Source organism: Bradyrhizobium sp. WSM2254 (genome assembly GCF_000472645.1).
Taxonomy (GTDB): Bacteria; Pseudomonadota; Alphaproteobacteria; order Rhizobiales; family Xanthobacteraceae; genus Bradyrhizobium; species Bradyrhizobium niftali.
Window position 1 is genome coordinate 14,286 of the sequence record NZ_AXAB01000056.1, and the last position, 23,687, is coordinate 37,972.

The following is a 23,687-nucleotide window of genomic DNA, read 5'->3' on the forward strand; positions in this document are numbered from 1 at the left end:
AATGTTTCGGGTCTGGTCAGCGCGGCAGTCCGACGAGATGTCTCGCCATGATGATGCGCTGGATCTGCCCGGTGCCCTCGACGATGTTCAGCGCTTTCGCGTCGCGAAACAGCTTCTCGACGAGGTGATGACCGGCACCTGCCTCAAGCCCGACGATCTCCATGCCGGCACTGGCGAGATCCTGGGCGGTCTCGGCGGCAAACACCTTGGCCATCGAAGCGTCCACGATGTTGGGAATCCTGCTGTCAGCCTTCCAGGCCGCGCGAAGCGTCATGAGCCAGGCCGTGCGAAGCTGCCGGTGCATCGCCTCCAGCCGGTCGCGCACCCGTATCGACCTGAACGCGCCTGACTGCTTCGCGAAATTCAACGCCTCGTCATAAGCGGAGCGCGCCAGGCCGACGGCGCTCGCCGCGACGCCAACACGCGTCGTGTTGAGCGTTCCCATCGTGGCGCCGTAGGCGCTTGACCTAGACGTGTGTTCGGACCGCTCGCCGCCCAGGATGTTGTCACGCGGGACCTCGCAGTCCTCGAGGATGAACGACACCGACTCATAGGCGCGGAGCCCCATCTTGTTCTCGACCTTGATCCCGGTCATGCCGCTGTTGCCACGCTCGACGAAAAACGACCGCTGCCCGGAGCGGCCCTTGTCGGGATCGAGATTGGCCTGCACCAGCACCCAGTCGGCGCGAGCTGCATTGCCGATGAAGCATTTGGCGCCGTTGAGCAGAAAGCCGCGATCGGTGCGCGTCGCGCGGGTACGGAACGCCGCCGTGTCCGAGCCTCCGCTTGGTTCCGTCAACGCGAAGCTGCCCCAGCGTGGAATCTCACTGCCGCGGAATGGCCCAAGGAAGTGCTCGCGCTGCTCCGGCGTGCCGGCGGCGGTGACGATCGGCGCCGGCAGTCCCGGCCCTGGCGCAGCGACACCCATGCCGCGATCCCAATAGGCATTCTCCTCATTGATTGCGGCCATTCGGACCGCGGGACCTTCAGGCACCGCGCCGTCGTCGACCGGCCCGGGATGCCTCCTCCGGAAATCGACATACAAGGCGAAATAGGGATGATCGGGCGGCAACGGTGCGCCGTTGCGATCGGCCTCGAGTCCGGCCGGCCGTACCTCGCGCTGCCCCCACTCCCGGATCTGCTCGATATGCACATTGAGTGCGGCGCTGAATTTGTTCACGCGGCGATCCTCTCCGAGATTGTCGCCGCAAGTCCCGCGCCGGCATCCTCGCGCGCGGAATCGGTGCCACCCGCCAGCAGGCCGAGCGCGCGACAGTCCCGCATCGCCTTCTCGACGGGAAAATCACGCATGAAGCCGTGGCCGCCGAGGATCTGAACGCCATTCGGGCCGACGAAGCGGCTCGCCTCGATGGCATCGACGAAAGCTGCCGCCGCCGCACCGACGGCACGGCCTTCGCCGGCATCGATTGCCATAGCCGCATCTTCGATCAGAAGCCCCAACCGCGCGACGGCGACATGCATATCGACGATCAGGAATGCGAGCGCCTGATGATGGGCAATCGGCTTGCCAAATGCGACACGGTCGAGCGCGTAGCTGCGCGAAAACCCGGCCGCATCGGACAGCACACCCCAGATCAGCGACGCGTAATAGATCCTGATCCTGGCGAGCGCCCGCGCCGCACGCATCGGGTCATGCCACGCCAGAATGGGCGTGCCGTCAAACCTGACAGCGCTTGCGCCTGCGGCGTGCAGGGCCGCACCACGGACGGGCTCAAAAGCAAAACCGTCCTTCAACACCCATGCGCCCTGCGGACCAAGGCCGACAAGCACATCCGCCCGGGCGGCGGGTATCCAGGCCACGTGGCCGGCAACGCGCGCACCGGCAGTGTCGCCGGCACTGGGATCCATGACCAGGGCGAAGCGGAGGTCGGACTGCCCGAGGTTCATCCCAAGCGACTTCAGCGGTTCAACCGCGCCGAAAGCCTCGATCACGTAGATCGCCGGCGCGAACCGGTCCAGCGCAAGCGCGGCGCCGGCGTCGGCTTCAGCGAACAGACGATTGGTCCTGACACGAGCGAGCAGACCGAGGCCGGCACCGCCGGCTTCCTCGGCGATATCCAACGCCTCGAAGCCAAGCGCGGCGAAGCGCTCCCGCACGCTTTCGCCGACCGTGCGCGCGGCTTCGAACTCGCGAAGACGGGGACGCAGTTCGTCAGCCGCGAAGCGCCCGATCGTCTCGGCGATGATCTCGTCGCTTTCTCCCCGCGCAAAGTCCACGCCAGTCCTCCCGTGTCGATTGTGCCGGGCGATCTGCAAGCCGGCTCGTTATTCGCCGGCAAACTAGATCGGGGAGGACGGGCGCCGCAATCCGTTGCATGGATATGTCTCTCACTTCCATATCCATGGAAGTGAGAGACAATCAGTTTCCGGCATTTCTCGGCAGGAACCGACGGATCGTCCCGCGCAGCGCCGCGACGTTCTGGTCGAGGTCCCGCTCGAGGCGGTACACCGGCCCACCAAGCGCGATGACGAAGTTGCGGGTGAACGGCGCGCGCGGCAGCGGCATCGCAATCACGCCGATGCCTTCGCTGTAGATACCGCGAGAGAAGAAATAGCCTTGCTTGCGGATGCGCTCGATGTTCGCCATCACGTCTCTCAGCGCCACGCGGTGGCTGCGCACCGGTTCCGCATGATTGCTGCGGTAGACAAGCGTGTCGATTTCCTCATCCGACTTGCTGCTGAGCAACGTCAGGCCGACACCGCAGCGTGCCAGCGGGCGCAGCGATCCCGGCTCGGCCGAATAGGCAAGCGCCTGGTTTGAGCGCAGCACATGCACATATTGGGCGCTGATGTCGCTCTGGGTCCCCACGATCACCGTTTCGCGGGTACGATCGCGCAACTCCTCCATCAGCGGCAGCATCCGGATTTCGCCGAACAGCTGCTCCGACACCCATCGCCCCAATACCGCGATCCGCATGGTCGGCAGATAAGTCTGTGTCTTGCGGTCGTACTCCAGATAGCCCAGCGTCACGAGGCTCTTCAGCATCGCCGCGCCGCTCGAGACGGGGTAGCGGAGTTCGTCGCAGATCGCCTTGAGGCCGAGCGGGCGGCGCGCGCGATCGAAGAATTCCATGATCTCGAACACGCGCCGTGCCGACTTGATCGCGGCATCCGCCATCGGAACCTCCCGGACCTGATCTTCGTACGTGGAGAGACGTTCCATATACGTGTTTGCAGTCCAAGACCACTCCCCTGACGGCAGGAGGCCGACTGGTCGGCAACGGATATTGATCGCCCGTCCAGCGGTGCGGGATATCATCAGAACTAGACGGATAGTGACTTAAGCAGCCATCTCGCTTGGTCACGATCAAAGGAAACGAGTATCGGCCGGCGGTTCGCCAAAATGGTCATGGCGGCCATCGACATATCGGATTGGCGCTGCCGCCAGTTCGTCGGGATCGACGCCGTCGAGCAATGGAATTTGGATTGCGTAGAACGCGCCGCCCATGGCTTCGAGTTCGCCGCGCGCAGGCGTTCGAATGCCACAAATTTTGCAGAAGTGAAATTGAACCGTCGATGCGGCGCGTCCCGGCGGCGTCCACCGATAGTCCGCCTGGGATTCGGCGCCCGCGATGAGACGAAAGCGATCGGACCTCACAGGTACCAGCCAGGAACGAGCCTTGGTACAGCTTGAGCAGTTGCATTTTATCGTTCCCTCGGCGAGGTCGACGTCAGCTTCGAACCGAACCGCACCGCAGTGGCAGCTTCCCGTGTGGACTTTCAACGTCATTGGAACGATCTCCTGTGTCATCTCCGTTCCGCTCCGTCCCGCGGCTCGGTCGCAGAGCGGGTAACCGTTGGGTCATCTCGATCTTGTCATCCTGCTTCGTCATCGATCTTTCCCGTCACGAAGGTAATCTTCGGAACACTGAAGCCCATCGCGAGCCAGGCCGACAGCAGCTTGACGAAGAAAGAGACGGTTTGACGCTTGGGGTTTGGAATATCGTTGGAGAAGCTGGCGCCTGGAAGCGCGTCACTCGTCATTGTTCGCATTTCAATACGGGGGCGCGCTTCCGGAGACCAAAGATATCCATAGAGACTCAGCCAATGCCCTTTCGTGAACTCCAGGAACATTGGTGTATTGCAACAGATGGCGACCACACGGCGGGTCGCAGATTGCGGCGCGAGCCGATGTTCTCTCAGCAGCTCGGTGCCCTTGTCAAAATGGACGCGATCCTTGCGATAGAGAATCAATTGAGTCGCGCCATTTGGCTCCACAATTTTCGGTGCGCCAGGCAAGGCTTCCAGCCTGCCGCCAGCGGTCCGACAGCTTGTGCAACAGCATTCGGTGGCAACGATGGGCGTTCCCTCGACGGCAAGACGGGTTTGTCCGCACGTGCATGAAAGGTGAGTGGTTTGCGTCATGCCGATATACTTTCCGGGATAGGTAGGCCAGAGGGGAGGCGGATGTCGCGGTCGCGGTGATCAGCGCGGCCGATGGGTCGCTACGTCCGCTCATCCACTCACCCTCTATCCACCACCCACTCGGCAGCATCGACAACGTACGCCGCGTGACGAAAATCCCTGATGGTGGCGAGCTTGTCGGCGGACCAGTTCAACAGCATGAAATATTTCGGCCGCCCGCTCGGCTCGTTCGGATCGAACACCAGGATCGCCGGACGTCCGTCGACCTGCCCCGTCACCAGGTGCCAGTCGCTGATCTTCGAATAATTGCCGAAATAGCGCGACACCTCGGCCTTGCCGTTCAGCCTGGTGCGGTTGACGAGCTCGAGCCTGACGTCATCGGCGATCATGGCGCGGATCGCGTCGAAGTCGCGGGCATTGAAATGGCCGACATAGGCGTTGAGCCGCGTGCGGTCGGCTTCCGACAGGCCCGGCTGCGGCGCGTCGTCCGGCTCCTCGGCGAACTCACGCAGCTGCGTGCGCCCACGATGCAGCGCGGCCTTCACCGCCGGCAGGCTGAAATCCATGATGTCGCAGACCTCGGCCAGCGAGCAGCCGAGCACGTCTATCAGGATCACGCTGGACCGCTGCGCCACCGGCAGCCGCATGAAGGTGCGCAGGCTGGTCGCAGCGATCTGGCGGCTTTCCAAATCATCGAGCTGGTCGGCAATCATCTCCACCTCCTCAGCCGAATGCAGCGCCTCCTGCCGGTTGCGGCGGCGCAGGAAATCCAGCGCGGTGTTGTGCGCGATGCGGAACAGCCAGCCCTCTGTATTGACGACGGGCGTGACCGATTGCAGCGCTCCCATCGCCTTGATCAGCGCATCCTGCAGCACGTCCTCACCGTCGATGACCGAGCCGACCATGCGCGCACAGTAGCGGTGCAGCTTCGGCCGCATCCCCGCCAGCAGCGCCTCGATATCGACGGTGGCCAGTGGCTCTGGCGCCATTGTTCCTCCGACTCGCCTGTTCAGGACTCGTCCAGCATACGATAGTTGCCGACGATCCTCACATCACGAACCAGCGGCGGCTCGGCGCAGCGGTCGCGGATGCCGTCCTGGAACGCCTGAAACGCCCTGAGTTTCGGGATCGGGCTCGAGCCGTCCTCGGTCGCGGCCTCGACAAGATGGATGAAGGTGTCGTCCTCCAGCCGCAGCGTCAGATAGCGCACGCCGTCCGGCCCGGCCGCCTTCAATTCCGCAAATACGGCCGAAACCAGCTCGGCATTCCTGTCGGCCAGCTCCGGCTTGGCCTTGTATCTGATCAACGTCCTTCTCATCGCACGCTCCTTGCTCATGTCGCGACCTGGCTCGCGGCCGCCTCACCCCTAGGACGTTTGCCGGCAGCCGAAGGATGCGGCCCGGGAAAAATTATTTTTGGGCGCATCCTTTGCCTCTCCGGCCTCGTCTAGCCCGCAGAACGCGCCGCGACAGGGTGGCGCGACACACGGAGAGAGGGCGATGCAGACCCCGACCAATCGCGCCGAGCAGAACTGGGTGCTTGGCGTCACTGCGCTGGCATCCTTCATGATGGCGCTGGACGCCATGATCATTACGACGGCATTCGCGACCATCCGTGCCGAATTCGGCAGCCCGGTCGAGACGCTGCAATGGACCGTCAACGCCTTCAACCTGACCTTTGCCGTGCTGCTCCTGACCGGCGCCGCGCTCGGCGACCGCTTCGGTCGCCGCCGCATGTTCGCGGCCGGGCTCGCCCTGTTCGTCGTTGCATCGGCGGCCTGTGCGCTCGCAGGCAATGCCACCGCGCTGATCGCCGCCCGCGCGCTGCAGGGTGCCGGCGCCGCGCTGGTGATGCCGCTGGCGATGGCGATCCTGAGCGGCACGTTCGGCCGGGAGGAGCGCGCCCGCGCGCTCGGCATTTTCAGCAGCATCACCGGATGCGCGCTGATCATAGGCCCGGCCATCGGCGGCTTCATCACCGAACATTTCGGCTGGCGCTGGGTCTTCTGGATCAACCTGCCGATCGGCCTGATCGCGATCGCCCTGGTGCTGGCACGGTTGCGCGAAAGCTTTGGACCGGCCGCCGCATTGGACATCGCTGGCCTCGCGCTCGTCGCCCTCGCGGCACTCGCGCTGGTCTGGGGCCTGTTGCGCGGCAACGCCGTGGGGTGGGCGAGCGCCGAGGTCATGGGCGCGCTGATGTCAGGCCTGGTGTTCACCGCCGGCTTCGCGCTCTGGGAATTGCGCGCGGCCGCGCCAATGGTGCCGATGCGGCTGTTTGCATCGCGCGCCCTCGCCTCCGGCATGTCCGCAAGCGTCCTGTTCTACGCCGCGATGTATGGCGTATTGTTCCTGCTGCCGCAGTTCCTGCAGACCACCCTGGGCTTCGATGCCTTCGGCGCCGGACTTCGCCTGCTGCCCTGGACAGCGACGCTGTTCGTCACCGCTCCGATCGCCGGCGCGGTCGTCAACAGATTCGGCGAACGGCCGCTGGTGGTGACGGGATTGCTGATGCAGGCGATCGGCCTTGGCTGGATCGCTGAGATCGTGAGCCCCGCGGTTCCCTACTCCGCTCTGGTCGCGCCGCTGGTGCTGGCCGGCGTCGGGGTCTCGATGGCGATGCCGGCGGCGCAGAACGCCATCCTGAGCTCGGTCGCGGTGGCCGAAATGGGCAAGGCGTCCGGCGTCTTCAATATGGGCCGCTTCCTCGGCGGCATGTTCGGCGTCGCCGCGCTGGTAGCGACCTTCTCGGCCAACGGTGCGGTCGTTTCGCCTGCGCATTTCGCGAGCGGATTTGCCGCGGCGATGAGCCTCGCCGCAACGCTGTCATTGGCCGGCGCGATCGCCGGATTTTTCCTGCCGGCACGGCGACGGACCGCCAGCGCGGCCGCGCCGCAAGATGCTTGACGCTCACAGCGATAGAATTGTCTTCGCACCGCTCGACCTGATCACCGATAGGGATGATGGGTCTCAACCAAGCGCTTGGCTCGCAAGCGCATAGGTTACGGGCATGTTTCCCGAGCGTACGTTGGGATCACGGAAGTCTCCTCCCAGCGACATCGTCGTAACGGTGTCAAAAACAGCAAGGCCTGACCGAGCCACGAAGGAGGAGAACTCGCCGTCGGCGAGGTGCGTATCGAGCCTCAGAAACTCTCCCTCATGGGCAGTCATGTGCGGCGCAATGACGACAATCGCGTCCTTGTCATTTGACGCCACCACGGGCCCGATGACATGGCCGCGCCCAAACGGGCGGCACAGCGCATAGGCCTCCATACGGCCATGCCGGTAGAGGCCGAACCCCACCGATTGCTGCAAGAGAGCGTTGAGCAGCTCCACGCGGGATGCGCCGTACCCCTGCGCATCGAGTTCAGCGACGGCCGCAAGGTCCCCCTGGTCGAGACGGCGCAGCTCGGCTCCTTCCGGAGGACGCGGCATCTCGTCGGATCGCTGCGCCTCCGCTTGACATTGGAACACCGTCTTCTCGGGGCGGAAGCCGAGCGACAGATAGAGTTTGCGCGCTGCGCGCGTGGAATTGAGGCGGAGATTGCGTCCCTTGCACTCCGAAAAAACGCGCTTCATGAGCCACTGTGCCGTGCCAAGCGCCTGAAGGCGCGGAGACGTGATGACCATGCCGACGGTGGCAAAATCCGAGCCATAGGGAAACCACATGGCTGATCCCAGCACCCGTCCGATTTCATCGTGAGCCACGATGCCGTGACCGACGTCACGGAGGAACTGCCAGTCCTCAGCCCGGTGCGGCCAAGCGACGCCGATCGAGAGCGCATGAAGCTGTTCCAGCTCGACGGTATCGATCTCGACAGCACGCGCCTCGAAAGCATCGATCGTAATCGAATTGGAAATGCGGCGTTTCATATCTCTCTCTGCAATCAGCCCGACGTCGCTCGAATGGCGCCACTCCGGGTGCGCTGCAGGCTCCCGGCAAAACCACCATAAACCATCAATCGCGGCAGAATGCGTTTCAGAACAGGCGTCGCACCGAACAATCCGCTAAATCACGATCGCATTCGGCATGGAAACGGCCCCCAGTCCATTAGGTTGGTTCCGTTCCGGCGTACTCGCCATTCCCTATGCTTTGAAAATCGACCAATGACCTTTCTCTTCAATTCCGACGCCGAGCGCGGGACCGTTTTTCGCGACGCCTTCGCTCGCGAGCTCCCTCGCCTCCCGTTCGCGATCGATCCGGCATCGGTCGATACTGATTTGGTGCGCTACATCATCAGCTGGACGGTACCCGACGGGCTCGAACGTTATCGCAATCTTGAAATCCTGTTCTCCGTTGGCGCCGGGGTCGATCAATTTCCGCTATTGGCGATTCCGCCCGAGGTGAAGGTGGTGCGGATGGTGGAAGACGGCATCATCCGGATGATGCAGGAGTATGTCACGCTCGCGGTGCTGGCGCTCCACCGCAACCTTCCCGCCTATCTTGACCTGCAGCGGCGGCACCAATGGCAGGCTCAGCCGCAGAAGCAAGCGGCCGACCGGCGAGTCGGGCTGCTCGGGCTTGGCGTGCTCGGCCGCGCCGTGCTGGAAAGCCTGAAGCCTTTCGGCTTTCCCTTGAGTGGCTGGAGCCGATCGGGCATGACGATCGAAGGAGTTACGACATATTGCGGCCAAGCCGGTCTCAGCCAAATGCTCGGCGAGACCGACATTCTGGTCTGCCTGCTGCCTCTCACCGAGGACACGCGCGGGATCTTGGACTGCAACCTGTTTGCGCAGCTGCCGAAAGGCGCTGCGCTGGTCCATGCGGGACGCGGTGCGCAGCTCGATCACTTCACACTTCTGGCCGCTCTGGACGCTGGCAAGCTCGCCGGCGCCGTCATCGATGTAACCGAACCCGAGCCACTGCCTTCGGATCATGCCTTGTGGGCTCACCCGAAGGTGCTGCTCACCCCGCATGTGGCGAGCGCAACTCAGGCGGAAACCGCCGCGCGGTCGGTCATCGACAACATCAAACGATACGAGGCGGGCCTTGATCCCATCGGGCTCGTGGATCGGACTCGTGGTTACTGAGAGGAGCCCAACTTGCTGCTGAAATCGATCGATCCCAATCCGAGCTTCGCCCCCAAGGAGTCCGCCCCGATGCCCGAGCGGCTCATTGCCGGCGCCCCCCACTTCAAGACCTGGGCGCAAGACGTGGCTAAGGGCGAACTCGTGCATACCGGCATATGGGAGGCGACCCCGGGCGAGACACGCTCCATCAAGGGAGAGACCTTCGAGTTCTGCCACATCATCTCCGGTATCGTGGAGATTACGCCCGACCACGGCGATCCCATGACCTTCAGAGCCGGCGACAGCTTCGTCATGAAGCCCGGATTTACGGGTGTATGGAAGACCGTCGAGACGGTCCGCAAGATCTACGTCACGGTGTCATGAGCCTAAGCTTCGATCCCGATCGGATTTCGCTGCCCATCGGCCACTTCATCGGCGATCGGTTGCTGGAATCTCCTGGCCTGCTGCCGATGCGCCGCCCCTCGGATGGTGCGTTCTACGCCGAGTGTCCCATCGCCTCGGAAGAGGTCGTGGACGAGGCGGTCCAGATCGCCAGGAAGGCGTTGAAGACGAGCAACTGGGGTGGCGTGCGGCCCCGAGAGCGAGCCAACGTGCTCCGGCGATGGGCCGATCTCATCGAGAGCGAGGCCAAGACGCTCGCCAAACTCGAGGCGGTTTCATCCACCCGCCCGGTCGGTCAACTTGTTGCGGGAGACATCGCGGTCACCGCAGAGCAAATCCGTTTCTTCGCTGAATTCGCGGACAAGGAAGGCAGCGATCTGGTGCCCACCGACGACAAGCACCTCGGCATGATCATGACTGAGCCCTTCGGGGTCGTCGGCGCCATTACGCCCTGGAATTTTCCCGTGTCCATGGCAGGCTGGAAGCTCGGACCGGCTCTTGCTGCGGGCAACGCGGTCGTGCTCAAGCCATCCGAAATGACGCCGTTCTCGGCCGTCTTCCTCGCCCAATTGGCGGTACAAGCGGGCCTGCCCGCGGGGCTGGTCAACGTCGTGCTCGGCGACGGGCAGACAACCGGCACCGCCATGACGGGACATCCCGACGTCGCCAAAGTGAGCTTCACCGGATCGACTGGCGCTGGCGCGGCCATCATGGCCAATGTCGCGCACACGGGCATCAAGCCAATGACGCTCGAGCTCGGCGGCAAGAGCCCACAAATCGTCTTCGCCGATGCCGATCTCGATCAGGCCGCTTCTGCGATTGCCGGCAGCATCATCGCAAATGCCGGGCAAGCCTGTGTCGCCGGATCGCGGCTCATAGCCCACGCCTTTGTGGCCGAGCCGCTCGTTGAGGCCATCCTCGCTCGTATGAAAGCCGTTCAAGCAGGCCCCACCTGGGACGTCGCAACGACCTATTCCCCGATCATATCCGAGGGGCAGCGCACGAGGATTCACTCGCTCGTGCAAGCAGCCTGCGCCGAGGGCGCAGAATGCCTTACCGGTGGCGAACCGATGGAGGGCAAGGGCTATTTCTATGCGCCGACGCTTCTTGCGAAGGTCGATCAGTCTTCTCCCGCCGTCACCGAAGAGATCTTCGGACCGGTACTGACCTTGCAAACGTTCACGACCGAGGAGGAAGCCTTGGCGCTCGCCGACCACCCGACTTACGGTCTCGCTGCCGGGCTCTTTACCCGCGATGTTTCACGGGTCATGCGGATCACACGCGCAATTTCCGCTGGCACGGTGTGGGTCAACCGCTACGGCCGATCGCGTGACCACATCCTGCCGACCGGGGGCTACAAGCGCTCCGGCATCGGCAAGGACCTCGGCCGCGAGGCCTATCACGCCAACCGCCGCTCCAAGAGCGTGCTCATTCAGGTTTAGAGCCTCCATGAAGAACTATACGATCGCACTGATTCCGGGCGATGGCATTGGCCACGACGTGACGGAGGCCGCCTGGGCGGTCCTTGAGGTTGCCGCCAAGCATTCGGGCTTTGCGCTCAATGGCGCCAGATTCCCGTGGTCCTGCGCGTTCTACAGGGAAACGGGCTCGATGATGCCTGCTGACGGCATCAAGACGCTGCGGAAGTTCGACGCCATTCTGCTTGGCGCCGTCGGCTGGCCCGCGGTCGTACCCGATGCCGTTTCGCTGCACGGGCTCCTGCTGCCGATCCGCAAGGAGTTTACCCAGTATGCCAACATTCGGCCGCACCGCCTGCTCGCGGGTGTCAACGGCCCGTTGAAGGCGACCGAGTTTGACATCCTCTGCATCCGCGAGAACACCGAAGGCGAATATTCGGGGGCTGGCGGACGGGTGCATCGGGGCACCGGCGACGAGGTCGCGGTCGAGACCTCCGTGTTTACGCGCGCCGGGGTGGAACGGATTTTGCGATTCGGATTCGCCCAGGCGCGCAAGAGGCGTGGGAAGCTCGCCTCGGTCACCAAGTCGAATGCCCAAAGATACTCGATGGTCTTCTGGGACGAGATGACCCAACGAGTTGCTGCCGAGTATCCTGACGTGGAAGTCACGAGCTACCACGTGGATGCACTCGCCGCGCGCATGATCCTGGCGCCGGAGAGTCTCGACGTCGTCGTCGCCTCCAACCTGTTCGGCGACATTCTGACCGATCTCGGCGCGGCTATTCAGGGTGGACTTGGCTTTGCCGCCTCCGCCAACATCAACCCGGACCGCAACGCTCCTTCGATGTTCGAGCCCGTTCACGGCTCAGCGCCCGACATCGCCCATCTCGGCACTGCCAATCCAATCGCAGCCATCTGGTCCGGGGCGATGATGCTCGATCACCTTGGCGAGCGCGATGCCGCGGCACGCGTCATCGCGGCGCTGGAGACGACCACTTCCCATGGCATCGGTACGGTTCAAGGCAAAGAGCGGACCGAAGCGATCACCACAGCCGTTCTTTCCAGACTCTCCCAATAGACAAGGATCCGACATGCAGAATCTGAGCGACAAAGGGCTGTTCCGCCAGCAGGGCTTGATCGGCGGCCAATGGCAGGCGGCTCTCTCGGGCAAGATGGTCGACGTGATCGAGCCGGCGACGCAGGCTGTTCTTGGTACCGTACCGGACATGGGACGGGATCAGACCCGCGCCGCCATTACCGCTGCCGCCGAGGCATCCCCCGCCTGGCGCGCAAAGACGAGCGCCGAGCGCGCCGCGCTTCTGGAAGCCTGGCATGGGCTCATCATCGCGCATCTGGATGACCTGGCGCGAATTCTGACGCTCGAACAGGGCAAACCATTGGACGAGGCCAGGAGCGAGATCCGGTACGGCGCTTCCTTCGTCAAGTGGTTTGCGGAGGAAGCCCGGCGCATCGGCGGCACGACGATCCCGTCACCAACGGCCGATCGGCGCATCGTGGTTCTCAAGGAGCCGGTGGGCGTGTGCGGTATCATCACGCCGTGGAATTTCCCGAACGCCATGATCACGCGCAAAGTGGGTCCCGCACTTGCGGCGGGGTGCACCGTCGTGATCAAGCCCTCCGAATTCACGCCCTATTCGGCGCTGGCTCTCGCGGTTCTGGCCGAGCGCGCCGGAATTCCCGCCGGCGTGATCAACGTCGTCACGGGCTTGCCGACCGAGATCGGCGCCGAGATCATGGCCAACGAAATGGTGCGCAAGATCTCCTTCACAGGGTCGACCCGCATCGGCTCGCTGCTGATGCGCGGTGCCGCGGACAGCGTTAAACGGGTGAGTCTCGAACTCGGCGGGAACGCCCCCTTCATCGTCTTTGACGACGCCGATCTTGATCTCGCGGTCGAAGGCGCGCTCGTGTCAAAATTCCGCAACGGTGGCCAGACCTGCGTTTGCGCCAATCGGATCCTCGTGCAGGCCGGCATTTATGATGCCTTCGCAGACAGGCTTGTCGCTCGTGTCAATGAAATGACGGTGGGACCAGGCCTCAAGCTCGGTGTGGCGATTGGACCGATGATCAACGAGGCGTCGATCAGCAAAATCAACCGCCATGTCGCCGACGCGCTGTCCAAAGGCGCCCGCATCGCCACCCAACCGGCTACGCTGCCGAAGGGGCCGCAATTTACGGCGCCGATCGTGCTGACCAACGCAACCACCGATATGGTGCTGGCGCACGAAGAAACATTTGGTCCGGTCGCGCCGCTCTTCCGCTTCGAGACAGACGACGAGGCGATTGCCATCGCGAATGCGACGCCGTTTGGACTTGCCGCATATTTTTACACATCGAACCTCAAGCGGTCCTGGCGCGTTGCAGAGGCGCTTGAGGTCGGCATGGTCGGCCTCAACACTGGTATGGTGTCAACGGAGGTCGCCCCATTCGGCGGAGTGAAGCAGTCTGGATTGGGGCGTGAAGGAGCGCAAATCGGGATCGAAGAATATCTCGAGGTGAAAACCTTCCACATCGGCGGGCTGGCTTAGCCAGCGACGGAACGGAGAAGGCGCCGCTCGCGCCCCTCTTTCCGGACAGGCAGCCACCGAGACGGACAAATCGCAGTCTGTGATTTGTTCGGCCCGCGCGGTGGCCTGGAGTGTCCGAGCTACTGAATTCGATCGAGCATCTTGTAGTACATTCCCACCAACGGCAGAAACCATGGTTTGCCAAAGTGGCCGGGCACCGCAGGCCAGCGGAGGCCTTTCATCGGGTTTCTATCCTCTCGTCCCAGCATGGCGTCGGCGATGATCATGCCAAGATGGGTCGACAGCTGTGCGCCATGTCCTGAATAGCCCATCGCGTACCATAGCCCATCTTGGTAGCCGGCTCGTGGATAGCGGTCGCTGGTCATGTCGACGAGCCCGCCCCAGCAGTAGTCGATTGGTATGCCGGCGAGTTGCGGAAAAATTCGCGTGAGACTGTCGGCGAGAACGGCGCCGCTCTTGGCGTCGGACCGCTGATCTGAGGTCGCCGAGAACCGCGCGCGTCCGCCGAAAATCAAGCGATTGTCGGGTGCAAGCCGAAAATAATTGCCGACGTTCATCGAATTGACGCAAGTACGGTTGCCGGGCATCGTGGCTGCGACTTCAGCCGCGTCCAGCGGCTTGGTCGCTATGATGAAGCTGCCGACCGTGACGATGCGCCGTCGGAAGTAGCCGAAATTCGGCGTGGTGTAGGCGCCCGTGGCCAGCAGCACCTGATCGGCGGTGACGCTGCCACGCGACGTCGTCAGGCGGTGGCGCGACCCTTCCCGCGCCTGGGCGGTGACCGCCGCCTTCTCGAAGATGATGGCACCGCGGCGTTTGGCTGCCTCGGCCAGTCCGATGCCATAGCGTCCCATATGCATCATGGCGCTCTTCTTCGAGAGCATCGCGCCGAAGAAGGGCGAACCCACCTCAGAGCTTAGGTCCTGGGCGGAGAGCAACGCGGTCTCCGGATCCACCTCGCGATGGACCGCCTCGAAATTCCGCGCGATTGCATCGAAGTGCTTCGGCTTGGAAGCGAGCTTCAGCTTGCCGGCGCGGCGGAAACTGCATTCAATCCCCTCCTCCGCGATCAGCGCCTCGAGAGTGTCGATCGAAGCATCGAGCGCGCGATAAAGCGCGATAGCTCGCTCCTGGCCCAACTCCGCCTTGGCGGCAAGATAGCTATGAGCCAGGCCGTTATTGAGGTGTCCGCCGTTCCGGCCTGATGCTCCGCAGCTCACCTTGTCGGCCTCGAGCACAACAACCCTGGTGCCCGCTTTCGCGAGCTGGCGCGCGGCTCCCAGGCCTGTGAAGCCAGCGCCGATCACCGCAACATCGTAATGTCCCTCGACCGCCCCTTCAGCGCCACCGCTGAAGGCCGGTGCGGTGTCATGCCAATAAGAGACGTATTTCACCGCAGATCCGTGGGCTTAGAGGCCGAACACATCCGGCAGGCCGGCAATGTCCCTGATTTCAACATAGCCGTAATATGGGTTGGCCGGCTCGTGCCCGCGATTAACCCACACCTTGTTCTTGATGCCGAGATCATGGGCCGTCATCAAGTCGTAACGGAACGAGGAAGAGCAGTGTGCTACGTCCTCGGGCCCGCAGCCTAGCGCATCAAACATGTATTCAAAGCCCTTCATGCGCGGCTTGTAGGATCTAGCCTGTTCGGCCGTGAACACCGCGTGGAAGGGCGCGCCAAGCTTCGCCACGTTGGAAGGGAGCTGCACATTCATGGCGTTCGAGAGGATGACCAGCGGTATTTTATTGGCAATCCTGGACAGACCAGCAGGAACGTCGGGATGCGGCCCCCAGGTCGGTACGCGGTCGTAGACCATCTGCGCATGCTCGACCTTGAAGGCGACACCATTGCGCTTGCAGGCGCGCTCGAGCGCGTTGTGAATAACCTCGGCATAAGGCTTCCAGTCGCCGAGGACCTCGTCGAGCCGATACGCCGCGAAGTCTCTGACGAATTCAGTCATCCGCGGTTGGGGTAGCAGAGCGCCATAGAGATCCTGCGCCGCGTCTGCCATCTGGAAGTTCGTCAGCGTCCCGTAGCAGTCGAAAGTTATGTATTTCGGGCGAAAATGGCTCATCATCCTCATCCTGGCGCGCTTGCGCGATTTCACAGCTGCAAGCATAGAGCGCCTGTGCGGCATAAGATGCGGCTTTTCCGCCGGCTGCAGTCGAAGATATCGTTCACGCGGTGACCTTCAGACGATGTGCCCGTCCCTTACACAGGAGACTGTAGCCGGACAATGGAAACGAGCTAATGACGCAGAGCTCCATCTCGCTCATCGCCTTCGGGCCAGAACATCTCGCAGGCGCCACACGCCTTTCACGTCAAGCCAATTGGCCGCACCGCTTCGAGGACTGGCAATTGGCACTCGCTCTGAGCACGGGAATCGTCGCGGTGGATGCGAATGCCACAACCGTGCTCGGGACGGTTCTGATGACGCCGTACAAGCGCGATGTCGCAACCATCAGCATGGTCCTGGTCGATGAAGCCGCACGCGGGCGTGGATTGGGCCGCAAGCTCATGGAGGCAGTGATCGCTCTGGCGGGATCGCGCGCGCTAAGGCTCGTTGCAACGCGCGAGGGTCTGGCGCTCTATCGCAAGCTCGGCTTTCGCGAAACCGGCACCATCGTCCAGCATCAGGGACAGGTTCGGCGCGTCGCGCCTCCCACGCATGTCCTGCCGCCAGAGGCGCGCGAAATATCCGAGATCATCGAACTCGACAGAAGCGCCTGCGGTGCAGACCGCGAGGATCTGCTTCGTGTTCTCGCGAAGGTCGGTCGCCTCGCGGTACTCGTTGATGGCTTCCGGATTGCCGGATTTGCCGCGGTACGTGCCTTCGGCAGGGGTGAGGTGATCGGCCCCGTCGTGGCCGCAAACGCCGACGACGCGACGGCTCTGCTCGCCTATTTCATGGCCGAGCGGGAAGGACAGTTCGTTCGCGTGGATACCGCCGAGACACCCCGACTAGGGTCCTGGCTCACCGATAAGGGCCTCGTCCGCGTGGACGAGGGCGTTGCCATGCAGCGCCCCGTCATTCCGCGATCCAGCGACGCGCCGCTCACCACATTCGCCCTTGCCAGCCAGGCTTTCGGATAAGCGGAGATCTTTAATGCTCAGCAATTCTCTCATCGAGCTCGATCGGGCCCATCTTATCCACCCGGTCGCCTCCTACCGGGGTCACGAGGCCGCCGGGGTCAGGGTGCTGAGATCGGCCAAGGGAGCAACGGTGACCGACGCCTCCGGACACCAACTCGTTGACGGCTTCGCCGGGCTCTGGTGCGTCAATGCCGGCTATGGGCACGAGAGCATCGTTGCGGCCGCTTCCAGGCAGATGCGTGAGCTTCCCTACGCAACGGGCTATTTCAGCCTTGGCTCGGAGCCGGCGATCCGGCTCGCGGCGGAATTGGCACAGCGGACTCCCGGTGACCTGAACCACGTCTACTTCACGCTGGGCGGTTCGGATGCCGTCGACAGCTCGGTACGTTTCATCCGCTACTACTGGCACGCCCGACGCGAACCGCAACGCGACCAATTCATCTCCGTAGAGCAGGGATATCATGGGTCCTCAACGGTCGGCGCCGGGTTGACAGCCCTGCCCGCCTTCCATGCCGGTTTTGCCCTGCCGCTCAGCTGGCAGCACACGATCCCCTCGCACTATGTCTATCGGAATCCTGCCGGGCAGGATGAAGATGCCATCATCGCGGCCTCGCTGGCAGCGCTCGAGGCGAAGATCGCGGAGATCGGCGGTCCACATCGCGTCGCCGCATTCTATGCCGAGCCGATCCAAGGATCGGGTGGCGTGCTCGTGCCGCCCAAGGGCTGGATGAAAGCGATGCGCGCACGGTGCCGGGATTATGGCATTCTCTTCGTGGCGGACGAGGTCATTACCGGGTTCGGCAGGACGGGTCCACTTTTCGCCTGCAGCGAGGACGACGTCGTCCCGGACCTCATGACCGTCGCCAAGGGACTGACCTCCGGGTATGTGCCAATGGGTGCAGTCTTCCTGTCGGATCATGTCTACGACACGATCGCCGATGGGGCGGGCGCAAGCGCGGTTGGACACGGATATACCTACTCCGCCCATCCCGTCAGTGCCGCGGTGGCCCTGGAGGTGCTGCATCTCTATGAGAGCGGCTTGCTTGCGAATGGCGCGAAAGCCGGTGCACGTCTGATGGCCGGCCTTCGATCGTTAAAGGATCATCCCCTGGTGGGCGACGTGCGCGGCCGCGGCATGCTGGCCGCCATCGAACTCGTCACCGACAAACAACGCAAGACGCCGCTCCCCGCCGCGGCCGAACCGGCGCGGCGCATCTTCGACCGCGCCTGGAACAACGGCCTCATCATCCGGGCCTTCCCGACAGGCGTGCTCGGCTATGCGCCGCCGCTCTGCTGCTCCGAGTCCGACATCGAAGCCATCGTCGAGCGCACGGCCATGATTCTTGACGAGACTCTGGCCGATGCGGATGTGCGCGCCGCACTGCAATAAAAATAGGCATGCGTAAGGGGCCGGCAGATGGCAGGTCCGAAACACTACAAATGGGCGCATCTTCGCAATTTTGTGCCGTTGCCTCGGTTTTTTCGGCCACCGCCGCGGGTCCAACCTGCGAGACTTCGAGCGCGGGAAAAGAATGAAAGCCTGGAGGACGCGGCAACTTGGTCGCCATGACGGGACCAGGCCGGCATCCACCACAACGGCCCGGCAGAACAATCTGCCGCTTACCGCAACCTGAGCCATAGCCGTATCCAATAGCGAGGGGATTGAGATGAGCGACACGACGACGAACTGGTCTCATTCAGACGACGCGATGATCGAGCGCGCCATTCGCGGCGGTGCTTCGCGCCGCGATCTTCTGAAGCTGATGCTTGTCAACGGCATGGCAATGGCAGCCGCCGGCACGGTCCTCGGCCGCGCATCGCAGGCGGTAGCGGCGACGCCTGTCAAGGGGGGCGCTCTGAAAGCAGCAGGCTGGTCCTCTTCGACCGCCGACACGCTTGACCCGGCCAAAGCCTCACTATCGACCGACTATGTGCGCTGTTGCTCGTTCTACAACCGCCTGACCTTTCTCGACAGAGCGGGCGTGCCGCAGATGGAGCTTGCCGAATCGATCGACAGCAGCGATGCCCAGACCTGGACGATCAAGCTGAAGAAAGGCGTTACCTTCCACAACGGCAAGGACTTGACCTCCGATGACGTCATCTACTCGCTGAAGCGTCATCTGGACAAAGCAACGGGATCCAAAGTCGCGGCGATCGCCATCCAGATGACCGGCTTCAAGGCCGTCGACAAGAATACGGTCGAGATCACGCTGGCGGGCCCCAACGCGGATCTGCCGACGATCCTGTCCATGCATCACTTTATGATCGTGGCCGACGGCACCACCGATTTCTCCTCAGGCAACGGCACCGGCGCTTTCAAGTGCAAGCAATTCGAACCCGGCGTGCGCTCGATCGGCGTTCGAAATCCCAACTATTTCAAGGGAGGTCCGAATGTCGATTCATTCGAATTTTTCGCCATTCAGGATGAAAACGCCCGCATCAATGCTCTTCTCTCCGGCGACATTCATCTCGCTGCGGCGATCAACCCGCGATCCGTGCGCCTGTTCGATGGCGTGAATGGCTTCGCGCTGTCCAAGACGACTTCGGGTAACTACACAGACCTGAACATTCGCATGGACATGGCGCCCGGCAACAACAGGGATTTCGTGGAGGGCATGAAATACCTGGTCAACCGCGAGCAGATCGTCAAGTCAGCACTGCGCGGGTTCGGCGTAGTCGGCAACGATCAACCGGTATCCCCGGCCAATTTCTACCACAACGCGGCCCTCAAGCCCAAAGCGTTCGATCCGGAAAAGGCCAAATTCCATTTCCAGAAAGCGGGCGTTCTCGGTCAACCAATCGAGGTCATCACGTCCGACGCAGCCAATTCGGCGATAGACATGGCCGTGATCGTCCAGGCCACAGCCGCTGGGATCGGCATGAAGCTCGATGTGAAGCGCGTGCCTTCCGACGGTTACTGGAGCAATTACTGGCTGAAGGCGCCGATTCACTTCGGCAACGTCAACCCGCGCCCGACGCCTGACATCCTGTTCTCCCTGCTCTACAAGTCGGATGCTCCATGGAATGAGAGCCGATTCACCTCGGAGAAGTTCGACAAGATGCTGGCCGAGGCCCGTGCCTCGCTCGATCAGGCAAAGCGCCGCGAAATCTACAACGAGATGCAGATCATGGTGTCGGAAGAAGCTGGCACCATTATTCCGGCCTACATCTCCAATGTGGACGCCGTCACCGAAAAGCTGAAGGGACTGGAGCCCAACCCGCTCGGCGGCATGATGGGCTATGCGTTCGCCGAGTACGTCTGGCTTGCCACCTGATTGGGCTCCAGCGAGGTCCCTGCCCTGGTCCTGAAATCGGAACCGTGGGCGACGAAATCGCCGGGTGATGTGGGAGTGCGAACGTGAGAAGACAGATTTCGTCGCTCGTGATGAGACGGCTACTGATCGCCTTGATCACGCTCTTGATCGTTTCCATTGCCGTATTCTCTGCCACCGCGCTGTTGCCCGGCGACACAGCCACCATCCTGCTTGGACAGTCCGCGACGCCAGAAGCCGTCGAGGGTCTGCGCAAGGCGATGCACCTCAACGATCCCGCGATCATCCGATTCCTGAAATGGATCGCCGGCATCTTCCAGGGCGATTTCGGCACGTCCTACGCCAACAACGTGCCGATCGCCAATCTGATACATGGACGCCTTGCCAACACGATGAAGCTTGCAGGATTGACTGCCGCGATCGCCGTGCCATTCGCCCTGACGCTTGGCATCACTGCCGCGATGTGGCGAGGCACGCTTTACGACCGCATCGTTACCGTCGCCACGATCGGTATCATCTCGGTACCGGAGTTCATGATCGCAACCCTGGCCGTCCTGCTCTTCGCCGTGTATCTCAAATGGCTGCCGGCGCTGTCCTTCACCAACGAGACCAAGTCGTTCTATGACCTGATGCGGACCTACGCGATGCCGGTCATGACGCTCACATTCGGCGTGTCCGCGCAGATGATCCGCATGACGCGCGCTGCCGTGGTCGAGACATTGAACACACCATATGTGGAGATGGCGCTTCTCAAGGGGGCATCGCGTCCCCGGATGGTGCTGAGACATGCACTTCCGAATGCGCTTGGTCCCATCGTGAATGCGGTCGCACTCTCGCTATCGTACTTGCTCGGCGGCGTGATCATCGTGGAGACCATCTTCAACTATCCCGGGATCGCAAAGCTGATGGTCGATGCCGTTTCCACCCGCGATCTCCCGCTGATCCAGACCTGCGCGATGATCTTCTGCCTTGGTTACCTGGCATTGATCACGGCTGCGGACATCATTGCCGTCCTTTCCAATCCGAGGCTCCGATGACGACATCGACTTCGTCCGACCGGCGCGGCATTCGATTGGGCTATCGCGCCAATCCTGTCGGCATCTCGGCTCTGGGCGTGATCCTTCTCTGGGTCGTCGTCGCCCTTTTCGCCCCGCACATGGTCCCCCATTCCGTCGGCGAGATCGTCGATACGGATTATTTCGGGCCTGTGAGCCGAGACCTGTGGCTCGGGTCCGACTATCTCGGTCGGGATATCTTCTCGCGCATCCTGATGGGAGCGCGCTATACGCTCGGCATTTCGCTTGCCGCCGTCTCGATCGCCTGTTTCAGCGGCGTCGCGCTCGGCATGACGGCAGCCGTTGCCGGAGGCTGGCTCGACACCATGCTGAGCCGGTTTCTCGATGCGCTGAACTCGATTCCAAGCAAGCTGTTCGGCCTCGTCGTGGTCGCCGCGGTCGGCTCGTCGATCCCGGCGCTGATTGCGACGCTGTCGGTGATCTACACCCCGGGAGCCTATCGGTTCGCCCGGGCTCTCGCTGTCAATGTCAACACGATGGACTTCATGGTGGTGGCCCGGATTCGAGGCGAAAAGCTCCCCTATCTCATCGCCTCGGAAATCCTGCCCAATATTCTGGGTCCAGTGTTGGCCGACCTCGGCCTCCGCTTCGTCTTCGTTGTGCTACTGCTCTCCGGTCTGTCCTTTCTGGGACTCGGCGTGCAACCACCTTACGCCGACTGGGGCGCGCTCGTACGCGAGAATATCGGTGGCCTGCCCTTTGCTGCGCCGGCGGTGCTCTTCCCCTCGCTCGCCATCGCAAGTCTCACCATCAGCGTCAACCTTCTGATCGACAATCTGCCGCGCAGAATCCGCGACCGGAGCCCCGAATGACGGGAAACCTCGTTGAGATCCGCAACCTCAGGGTTGAGGCGACAACCGACTCCGGCAGGCGGCTGGAGATCATCAAGGGCGTCAGCCTCGATATCGCCGAGGGCGAGATCGTCGCCCTGATCGGCGAGAGCGGCTCGGGCAAGACGACCATCGCCCTGACGCTGATGGGCTACACCCGGCAAGGCTGCAAAATAACAGGCGGTGAAGTCCGTGTGGGCGGCGTTGACATGGTCGGTCTTTCGGAAACGGAACGCGCCGGCATTCGTGGCACGACCGTGGCCTACGTGCCGCAGAGTGCTGCTGCCGCCTTCAACCCGGCGATCACCATCATGGATCAGGTCGTCGAGGTGGCGCAAATTCACAAGCTCATGCCGGCCGCTCAGGCGCGAGCGAAGGCCATTTCGCTGTTCAGGGCCTTGTCGTTGCCGGAGCCGGAAGCCATCGGCGACCGTTATCCTCACCAGGTCTCGGGCGGGCAACTTCAGCGCCTCGCCGCAGCCATGGCCCTGATCGGCCAACCGAAGATTGTGATCTTCGACGAGCCCACGACAGCGCTCGATGTCACCACGCAAGTGGAGGTGCTGCGCGCGTTCAAGACCGTGACGAGACAGCACAATATCGCCGGTATTTATGTCTCCCACGATCTGGCCGTCGTCGCCCAGATCGCGGATCGGATAGTCGTGCTGAAGGATGGTGAAATCCGGGAGACCGGCACCACCAGCGAGATCCTCGAACATGCTCGCCATCCCTATACTCAGGAACTGCTGGCCGCTTTCAGGCCGAAGGCGCAAGAGCGCGTCCCGGAAATCGAAACGACAACGAACCTGCCTTTGCTGATGGTGGACCAGCTGACCGTCGGCTACGGCTCTCGCCTGCGCAATGGAGAACCGTTGGTCAGCGCTGTCCAGTCGATCAGCCTCAGGCTGGACCGGGGCCGAAATCTAGGCGTCATCGGCGAATCTGGCTGCGGGAAGTCGACCCTTGCCCGGGCAATTGCCGGCATCCTGCCGGCCCACGCGGGAGGCATCACCTTCAATGGCCGGGAATTGGGGAAAGCCGGCCGCAGCCGCACCCGCAACGAACTCCGCCAGATTCAGATCGTATTCCAGCATGCCGACACCGCGCTCAATCCAGCGAAGTCCGTGGAAGACATACTGGGACGCCCCCTCACCTTTTATCATGGGACGAGGGGTAAGGCGCGCGATGCGCGCATCAGCGAGCTTCTCGATCTGGTCCGTCTTCCCAAATCCGTGCGCCAACGACGGCCAGGAGAACTTTCAGGCGGTCAGAAGCAGCGCGTCAATTTCGCTCGGGCGCTTGCTGCCGAACCGACGCTTATCCTGTGCGACGAGATCACCTCGGCTCTCGATACGGTTGTTGCGGCCGCGGTGATCGAGCTGCTGAAGGAGTTGCAGCGGGAGCTCGGTCTTTCCTACATCTTCATCAGCCATGATCTGTCAGTCGTCGAGGCGATCTGCGACGAGATCATCGTCATGTATCGCGGTCAGAAGGTCGAGGAGATCACGCCGGTCCGGTCAAAGGTGCCGGAGCATCCCTATACCCGACTTTTGTTCTCTTCAGTGCCGAAACTCGACCCGACCTGGCTAGATGGATTGCAGCAGGATCCAGAGCAGGTGCGGACCTATTGCCATCACTAGCTGGCGCG

The 23,687-nt window shown here is 62.7% G+C and carries 22 protein-coding genes; 12 read left to right on the forward strand and 10 right to left on the reverse strand.

The genetic code is table 11. The annotated features are described in order from the left end of the window. Positions 1–16: 16 nt before the first annotated feature. The 7 genes from A3M7_RS0132960 to A3M7_RS0132990 form a co-directional block, all read right to left on the reverse strand. Entirely contained in the window at positions 17–1,180 is a 1,164-nt protein-coding gene (locus tag A3M7_RS0132960) for an acyl-CoA dehydrogenase family protein (protein ID WP_049823824.1), read from the reverse strand. Beyond that, the gene (locus A3M7_RS45275; RefSeq protein WP_049823825.1) at positions 1,177–2,238 is read right to left on the reverse strand and encodes an acyl-CoA dehydrogenase family protein; all 1,062 of its coding nucleotides are present in this window, start codon (positions 2,236–2,238) and stop codon (positions 1,177–1,179) included. The genes A3M7_RS0132960 and A3M7_RS45275 overlap by 4 nt, the downstream gene beginning before the upstream one ends. Before the next feature lie 142 nt (positions 2,239–2,380). Next, a complete protein-coding gene (locus tag A3M7_RS0132970) occupies positions 2,381–3,280 on the reverse strand; it encodes an IclR family transcriptional regulator (protein WP_084302741.1) in 900 nt (299 codons plus the stop codon). 48 nt (positions 3,281–3,328) lie between these two features. Then, complete coding sequence (locus A3M7_RS45280; protein WP_049823832.1) at positions 3,329–3,751, reverse strand: GFA family protein; 423 nt, start codon at positions 3,749–3,751, stop codon at positions 3,329–3,331. A gap of 86 nt (positions 3,752–3,837) precedes the next feature. Further along, complete coding sequence (locus A3M7_RS0132980; protein WP_027547746.1) at positions 3,838–4,386, reverse strand: GFA family protein; 549 nt, start codon at positions 4,384–4,386, stop codon at positions 3,838–3,840. Positions 4,387–4,484: 98 nt separating this feature from the next. Beyond that, positions 4,485–5,375: a sigma-70 family RNA polymerase sigma factor gene (locus tag A3M7_RS0132985; RefSeq protein WP_027547747.1), complete on the reverse strand. Its 891-nt coding sequence runs from the start codon at positions 5,373–5,375 to the stop codon at positions 4,485–4,487. A gap of 20 nt (positions 5,376–5,395) precedes the next feature. Beyond that, positions 5,396–5,704, reverse strand: coding sequence for a hypothetical protein (locus A3M7_RS0132990; RefSeq protein WP_027547748.1), 309 nt, complete (start codon positions 5,702–5,704; stop codon positions 5,396–5,398). Positions 5,705–5,885: 181 nt separating this feature from the next. Here A3M7_RS0132990 and A3M7_RS0132995 point away from each other — a divergent pair, with 181 nt between their 5' ends. Then, positions 5,886–7,292 (forward strand): DHA2 family efflux MFS transporter permease subunit, encoded by a 1,407-nt coding sequence (locus tag A3M7_RS0132995; protein WP_027547749.1) that lies wholly within the window; start codon positions 5,886–5,888, stop codon positions 7,290–7,292. A gap of 63 nt (positions 7,293–7,355) precedes the next feature. Here A3M7_RS0132995 and A3M7_RS0133000 read toward each other — a convergent pair whose 3' ends face one another. Further along, positions 7,356–8,258, reverse strand: a complete 903-nt coding sequence (locus A3M7_RS0133000; RefSeq protein ID WP_027547750.1) for a GNAT family N-acetyltransferase — start codon at positions 8,256–8,258, stop codon at positions 7,356–7,358. A gap of 234 nt (positions 8,259–8,492) precedes the next feature. Between A3M7_RS0133000 and A3M7_RS0133005 the strand changes: the two genes are divergently transcribed. From A3M7_RS0133005 to A3M7_RS0133025, 5 genes are all read left to right on the forward strand, one after another. Beyond that, positions 8,493–9,416 carry a glyoxylate/hydroxypyruvate reductase A gene (locus A3M7_RS0133005; RefSeq protein WP_027547751.1) on the forward strand — a complete coding sequence of 308 codons (924 nt, stop codon included), beginning with the start codon at positions 8,493–8,495 and terminating at the stop codon, positions 9,414–9,416. A 69-nt stretch (positions 9,417–9,485) separates the two neighbouring features. After that, positions 9,486–9,779, forward strand: coding sequence for a cupin domain-containing protein (locus A3M7_RS0133010; protein WP_049823833.1), 294 nt, complete (start codon positions 9,486–9,488; stop codon positions 9,777–9,779). Continuing rightward, positions 9,776–11,239: an aldehyde dehydrogenase gene (locus A3M7_RS0133015; RefSeq protein ID WP_027547753.1), complete on the forward strand. Its 1,464-nt coding sequence runs from the start codon at positions 9,776–9,778 to the stop codon at positions 11,237–11,239. Before A3M7_RS0133010 ends, A3M7_RS0133015 begins: the two co-directional genes overlap by 4 nt. A gap of 7 nt (positions 11,240–11,246) precedes the next feature. After that, positions 11,247–12,293, forward strand: coding sequence for a tartrate dehydrogenase (locus A3M7_RS0133020; protein ID WP_027547754.1), 1,047 nt, complete (start codon positions 11,247–11,249; stop codon positions 12,291–12,293). Between the two features lie 13 nt (positions 12,294–12,306). Beyond that, positions 12,307–13,764 carry an NAD-dependent succinate-semialdehyde dehydrogenase gene (locus A3M7_RS0133025; RefSeq protein ID WP_027547755.1) on the forward strand — a complete coding sequence of 486 codons (1,458 nt, stop codon included), beginning with the start codon at positions 12,307–12,309 and terminating at the stop codon, positions 13,762–13,764. 119 nt (positions 13,765–13,883) lie between these two features. Here the strand turns inward: A3M7_RS0133025 and A3M7_RS0133030 are convergent, their stop codons facing one another. Continuing rightward, positions 13,884–15,158, reverse strand: coding sequence for an FAD-binding oxidoreductase (locus A3M7_RS0133030; RefSeq protein ID WP_027547756.1), 1,275 nt, complete (start codon positions 15,156–15,158; stop codon positions 13,884–13,886). A gap of 15 nt (positions 15,159–15,173) precedes the next feature. Next, a complete protein-coding gene (locus A3M7_RS0133035; RefSeq protein ID WP_027547757.1) occupies positions 15,174–15,842 on the reverse strand; it encodes a haloacid dehalogenase type II in 669 nt (222 codons plus the stop codon). Positions 15,843–16,018: 176 nt separating this feature from the next. On the opposite strand from A3M7_RS0133035, the gene A3M7_RS0133040 reads away from it, so the two are divergent. The 6 genes from A3M7_RS0133040 to A3M7_RS0133065 all read left to right on the forward strand — a co-directional run bounded on the left by A3M7_RS0133040 (position 16,019) and on the right by A3M7_RS0133065 (position 23,679). Then, positions 16,019–16,861 carry a GNAT family N-acetyltransferase gene (locus tag A3M7_RS0133040; RefSeq protein WP_027547758.1) on the forward strand — a complete coding sequence of 281 codons (843 nt, stop codon included), beginning with the start codon at positions 16,019–16,021 and terminating at the stop codon, positions 16,859–16,861. A 13-nt stretch (positions 16,862–16,874) separates the two neighbouring features. Further along, positions 16,875–18,251, forward strand: coding sequence for an aspartate aminotransferase family protein (locus A3M7_RS0133045; protein ID WP_027547759.1), 1,377 nt, complete (start codon positions 16,875–16,877; stop codon positions 18,249–18,251). A gap of 277 nt (positions 18,252–18,528) precedes the next feature. After that, complete coding sequence (locus A3M7_RS0133050) at positions 18,529–20,136, forward strand: ABC transporter substrate-binding protein (protein ID WP_027547760.1); 1,608 nt, start codon at positions 18,529–18,531, stop codon at positions 20,134–20,136. An 83-nt stretch (positions 20,137–20,219) separates the two neighbouring features. Next, positions 20,220–21,170, forward strand: a complete 951-nt coding sequence (locus tag A3M7_RS0133055) for an ABC transporter permease (protein ID WP_027547761.1) — start codon at positions 20,220–20,222, stop codon at positions 21,168–21,170. After that, positions 21,167–22,021, forward strand: coding sequence for an ABC transporter permease (locus tag A3M7_RS0133060; protein WP_027547762.1), 855 nt, complete (start codon positions 21,167–21,169; stop codon positions 22,019–22,021). The genes A3M7_RS0133055 and A3M7_RS0133060 overlap by 4 nt, the downstream gene beginning before the upstream one ends. Next, positions 22,018–23,679, forward strand: a complete 1,662-nt coding sequence (locus tag A3M7_RS0133065) for an ABC transporter ATP-binding protein (RefSeq protein ID WP_027547763.1) — start codon at positions 22,018–22,020, stop codon at positions 23,677–23,679. The genes A3M7_RS0133060 and A3M7_RS0133065 overlap by 4 nt, the downstream gene beginning before the upstream one ends. The last annotated feature ends 8 nt before the right edge of the window (positions 23,680–23,687 follow it).

What these genes read in the sequence shown, in the direction of transcription:
- A3M7_RS0132985 (WP_027547747.1), bottom strand. Translation starts at nt 5,375, where the DNA reads ATGGCGCCAGAGCCACTGGCCACCGTCGATATCGAGGCGCTGCTGGCG.
- A3M7_RS0133020 (WP_027547754.1), top strand. Translation starts at nt 11,247, where the DNA reads ATGAAGAACTATACGATCGCACTGATTCCGGGCGATGGCATTGGCCAC.
- A3M7_RS0133015 (WP_027547753.1), top strand. Translation starts at nt 9,776, where the DNA reads ATGAGCCTAAGCTTCGATCCCGATCGGATTTCGCTGCCCATCGGCCAC.
- A3M7_RS0132995 (WP_027547749.1), top strand. Translation starts at nt 5,886, where the DNA reads ATGCAGACCCCGACCAATCGCGCCGAGCAGAACTGGGTGCTTGGCGTC.
- A3M7_RS0133050 (WP_027547760.1), top strand. Translation starts at nt 18,529, where the DNA reads ATGAGCGACACGACGACGAACTGGTCTCATTCAGACGACGCGATGATC.
- A3M7_RS0133065 (WP_027547763.1), top strand. Translation starts at nt 22,018, where the DNA reads ATGACGGGAAACCTCGTTGAGATCCGCAACCTCAGGGTTGAGGCGACA.
- A3M7_RS45280 (WP_049823832.1), bottom strand. Translation starts at nt 3,751, where the DNA reads ATGACGTTGAAAGTCCACACGGGAAGCTGCCACTGCGGTGCGGTTCGG.
- A3M7_RS0132970 (WP_084302741.1), bottom strand. Translation starts at nt 3,280, where the DNA reads ATGATATCCCGCACCGCTGGACGGGCGATCAATATCCGTTGCCGACCA.
- A3M7_RS0133005 (WP_027547751.1), top strand. Translation starts at nt 8,493, where the DNA reads ATGACCTTTCTCTTCAATTCCGACGCCGAGCGCGGGACCGTTTTTCGC.
- A3M7_RS0133025 (WP_027547755.1), top strand. Translation starts at nt 12,307, where the DNA reads ATGCAGAATCTGAGCGACAAAGGGCTGTTCCGCCAGCAGGGCTTGATC.
- A3M7_RS0132990 (WP_027547748.1), bottom strand. Translation starts at nt 5,704, where the DNA reads ATGAGAAGGACGTTGATCAGATACAAGGCCAAGCCGGAGCTGGCCGAC.
- A3M7_RS0133000 (WP_027547750.1), bottom strand. Translation starts at nt 8,258, where the DNA reads ATGAAACGCCGCATTTCCAATTCGATTACGATCGATGCTTTCGAGGCG.
- A3M7_RS0133010 (WP_049823833.1), top strand. Translation starts at nt 9,486, where the DNA reads ATGCCCGAGCGGCTCATTGCCGGCGCCCCCCACTTCAAGACCTGGGCG.
- A3M7_RS0133045 (WP_027547759.1), top strand. Translation starts at nt 16,875, where the DNA reads ATGCTCAGCAATTCTCTCATCGAGCTCGATCGGGCCCATCTTATCCAC.
- A3M7_RS0133060 (WP_027547762.1), top strand. Translation starts at nt 21,167, where the DNA reads ATGACGACATCGACTTCGTCCGACCGGCGCGGCATTCGATTGGGCTAT.
- A3M7_RS0133035 (WP_027547757.1), bottom strand. Translation starts at nt 15,842, where the DNA reads ATGAGCCATTTTCGCCCGAAATACATAACTTTCGACTGCTACGGGACG.
- A3M7_RS0132980 (WP_027547746.1), bottom strand. Translation starts at nt 4,386, where the DNA reads ATGACGCAAACCACTCACCTTTCATGCACGTGCGGACAAACCCGTCTT.
- A3M7_RS0133040 (WP_027547758.1), top strand. Translation starts at nt 16,019, where the DNA reads ATGACGCAGAGCTCCATCTCGCTCATCGCCTTCGGGCCAGAACATCTC.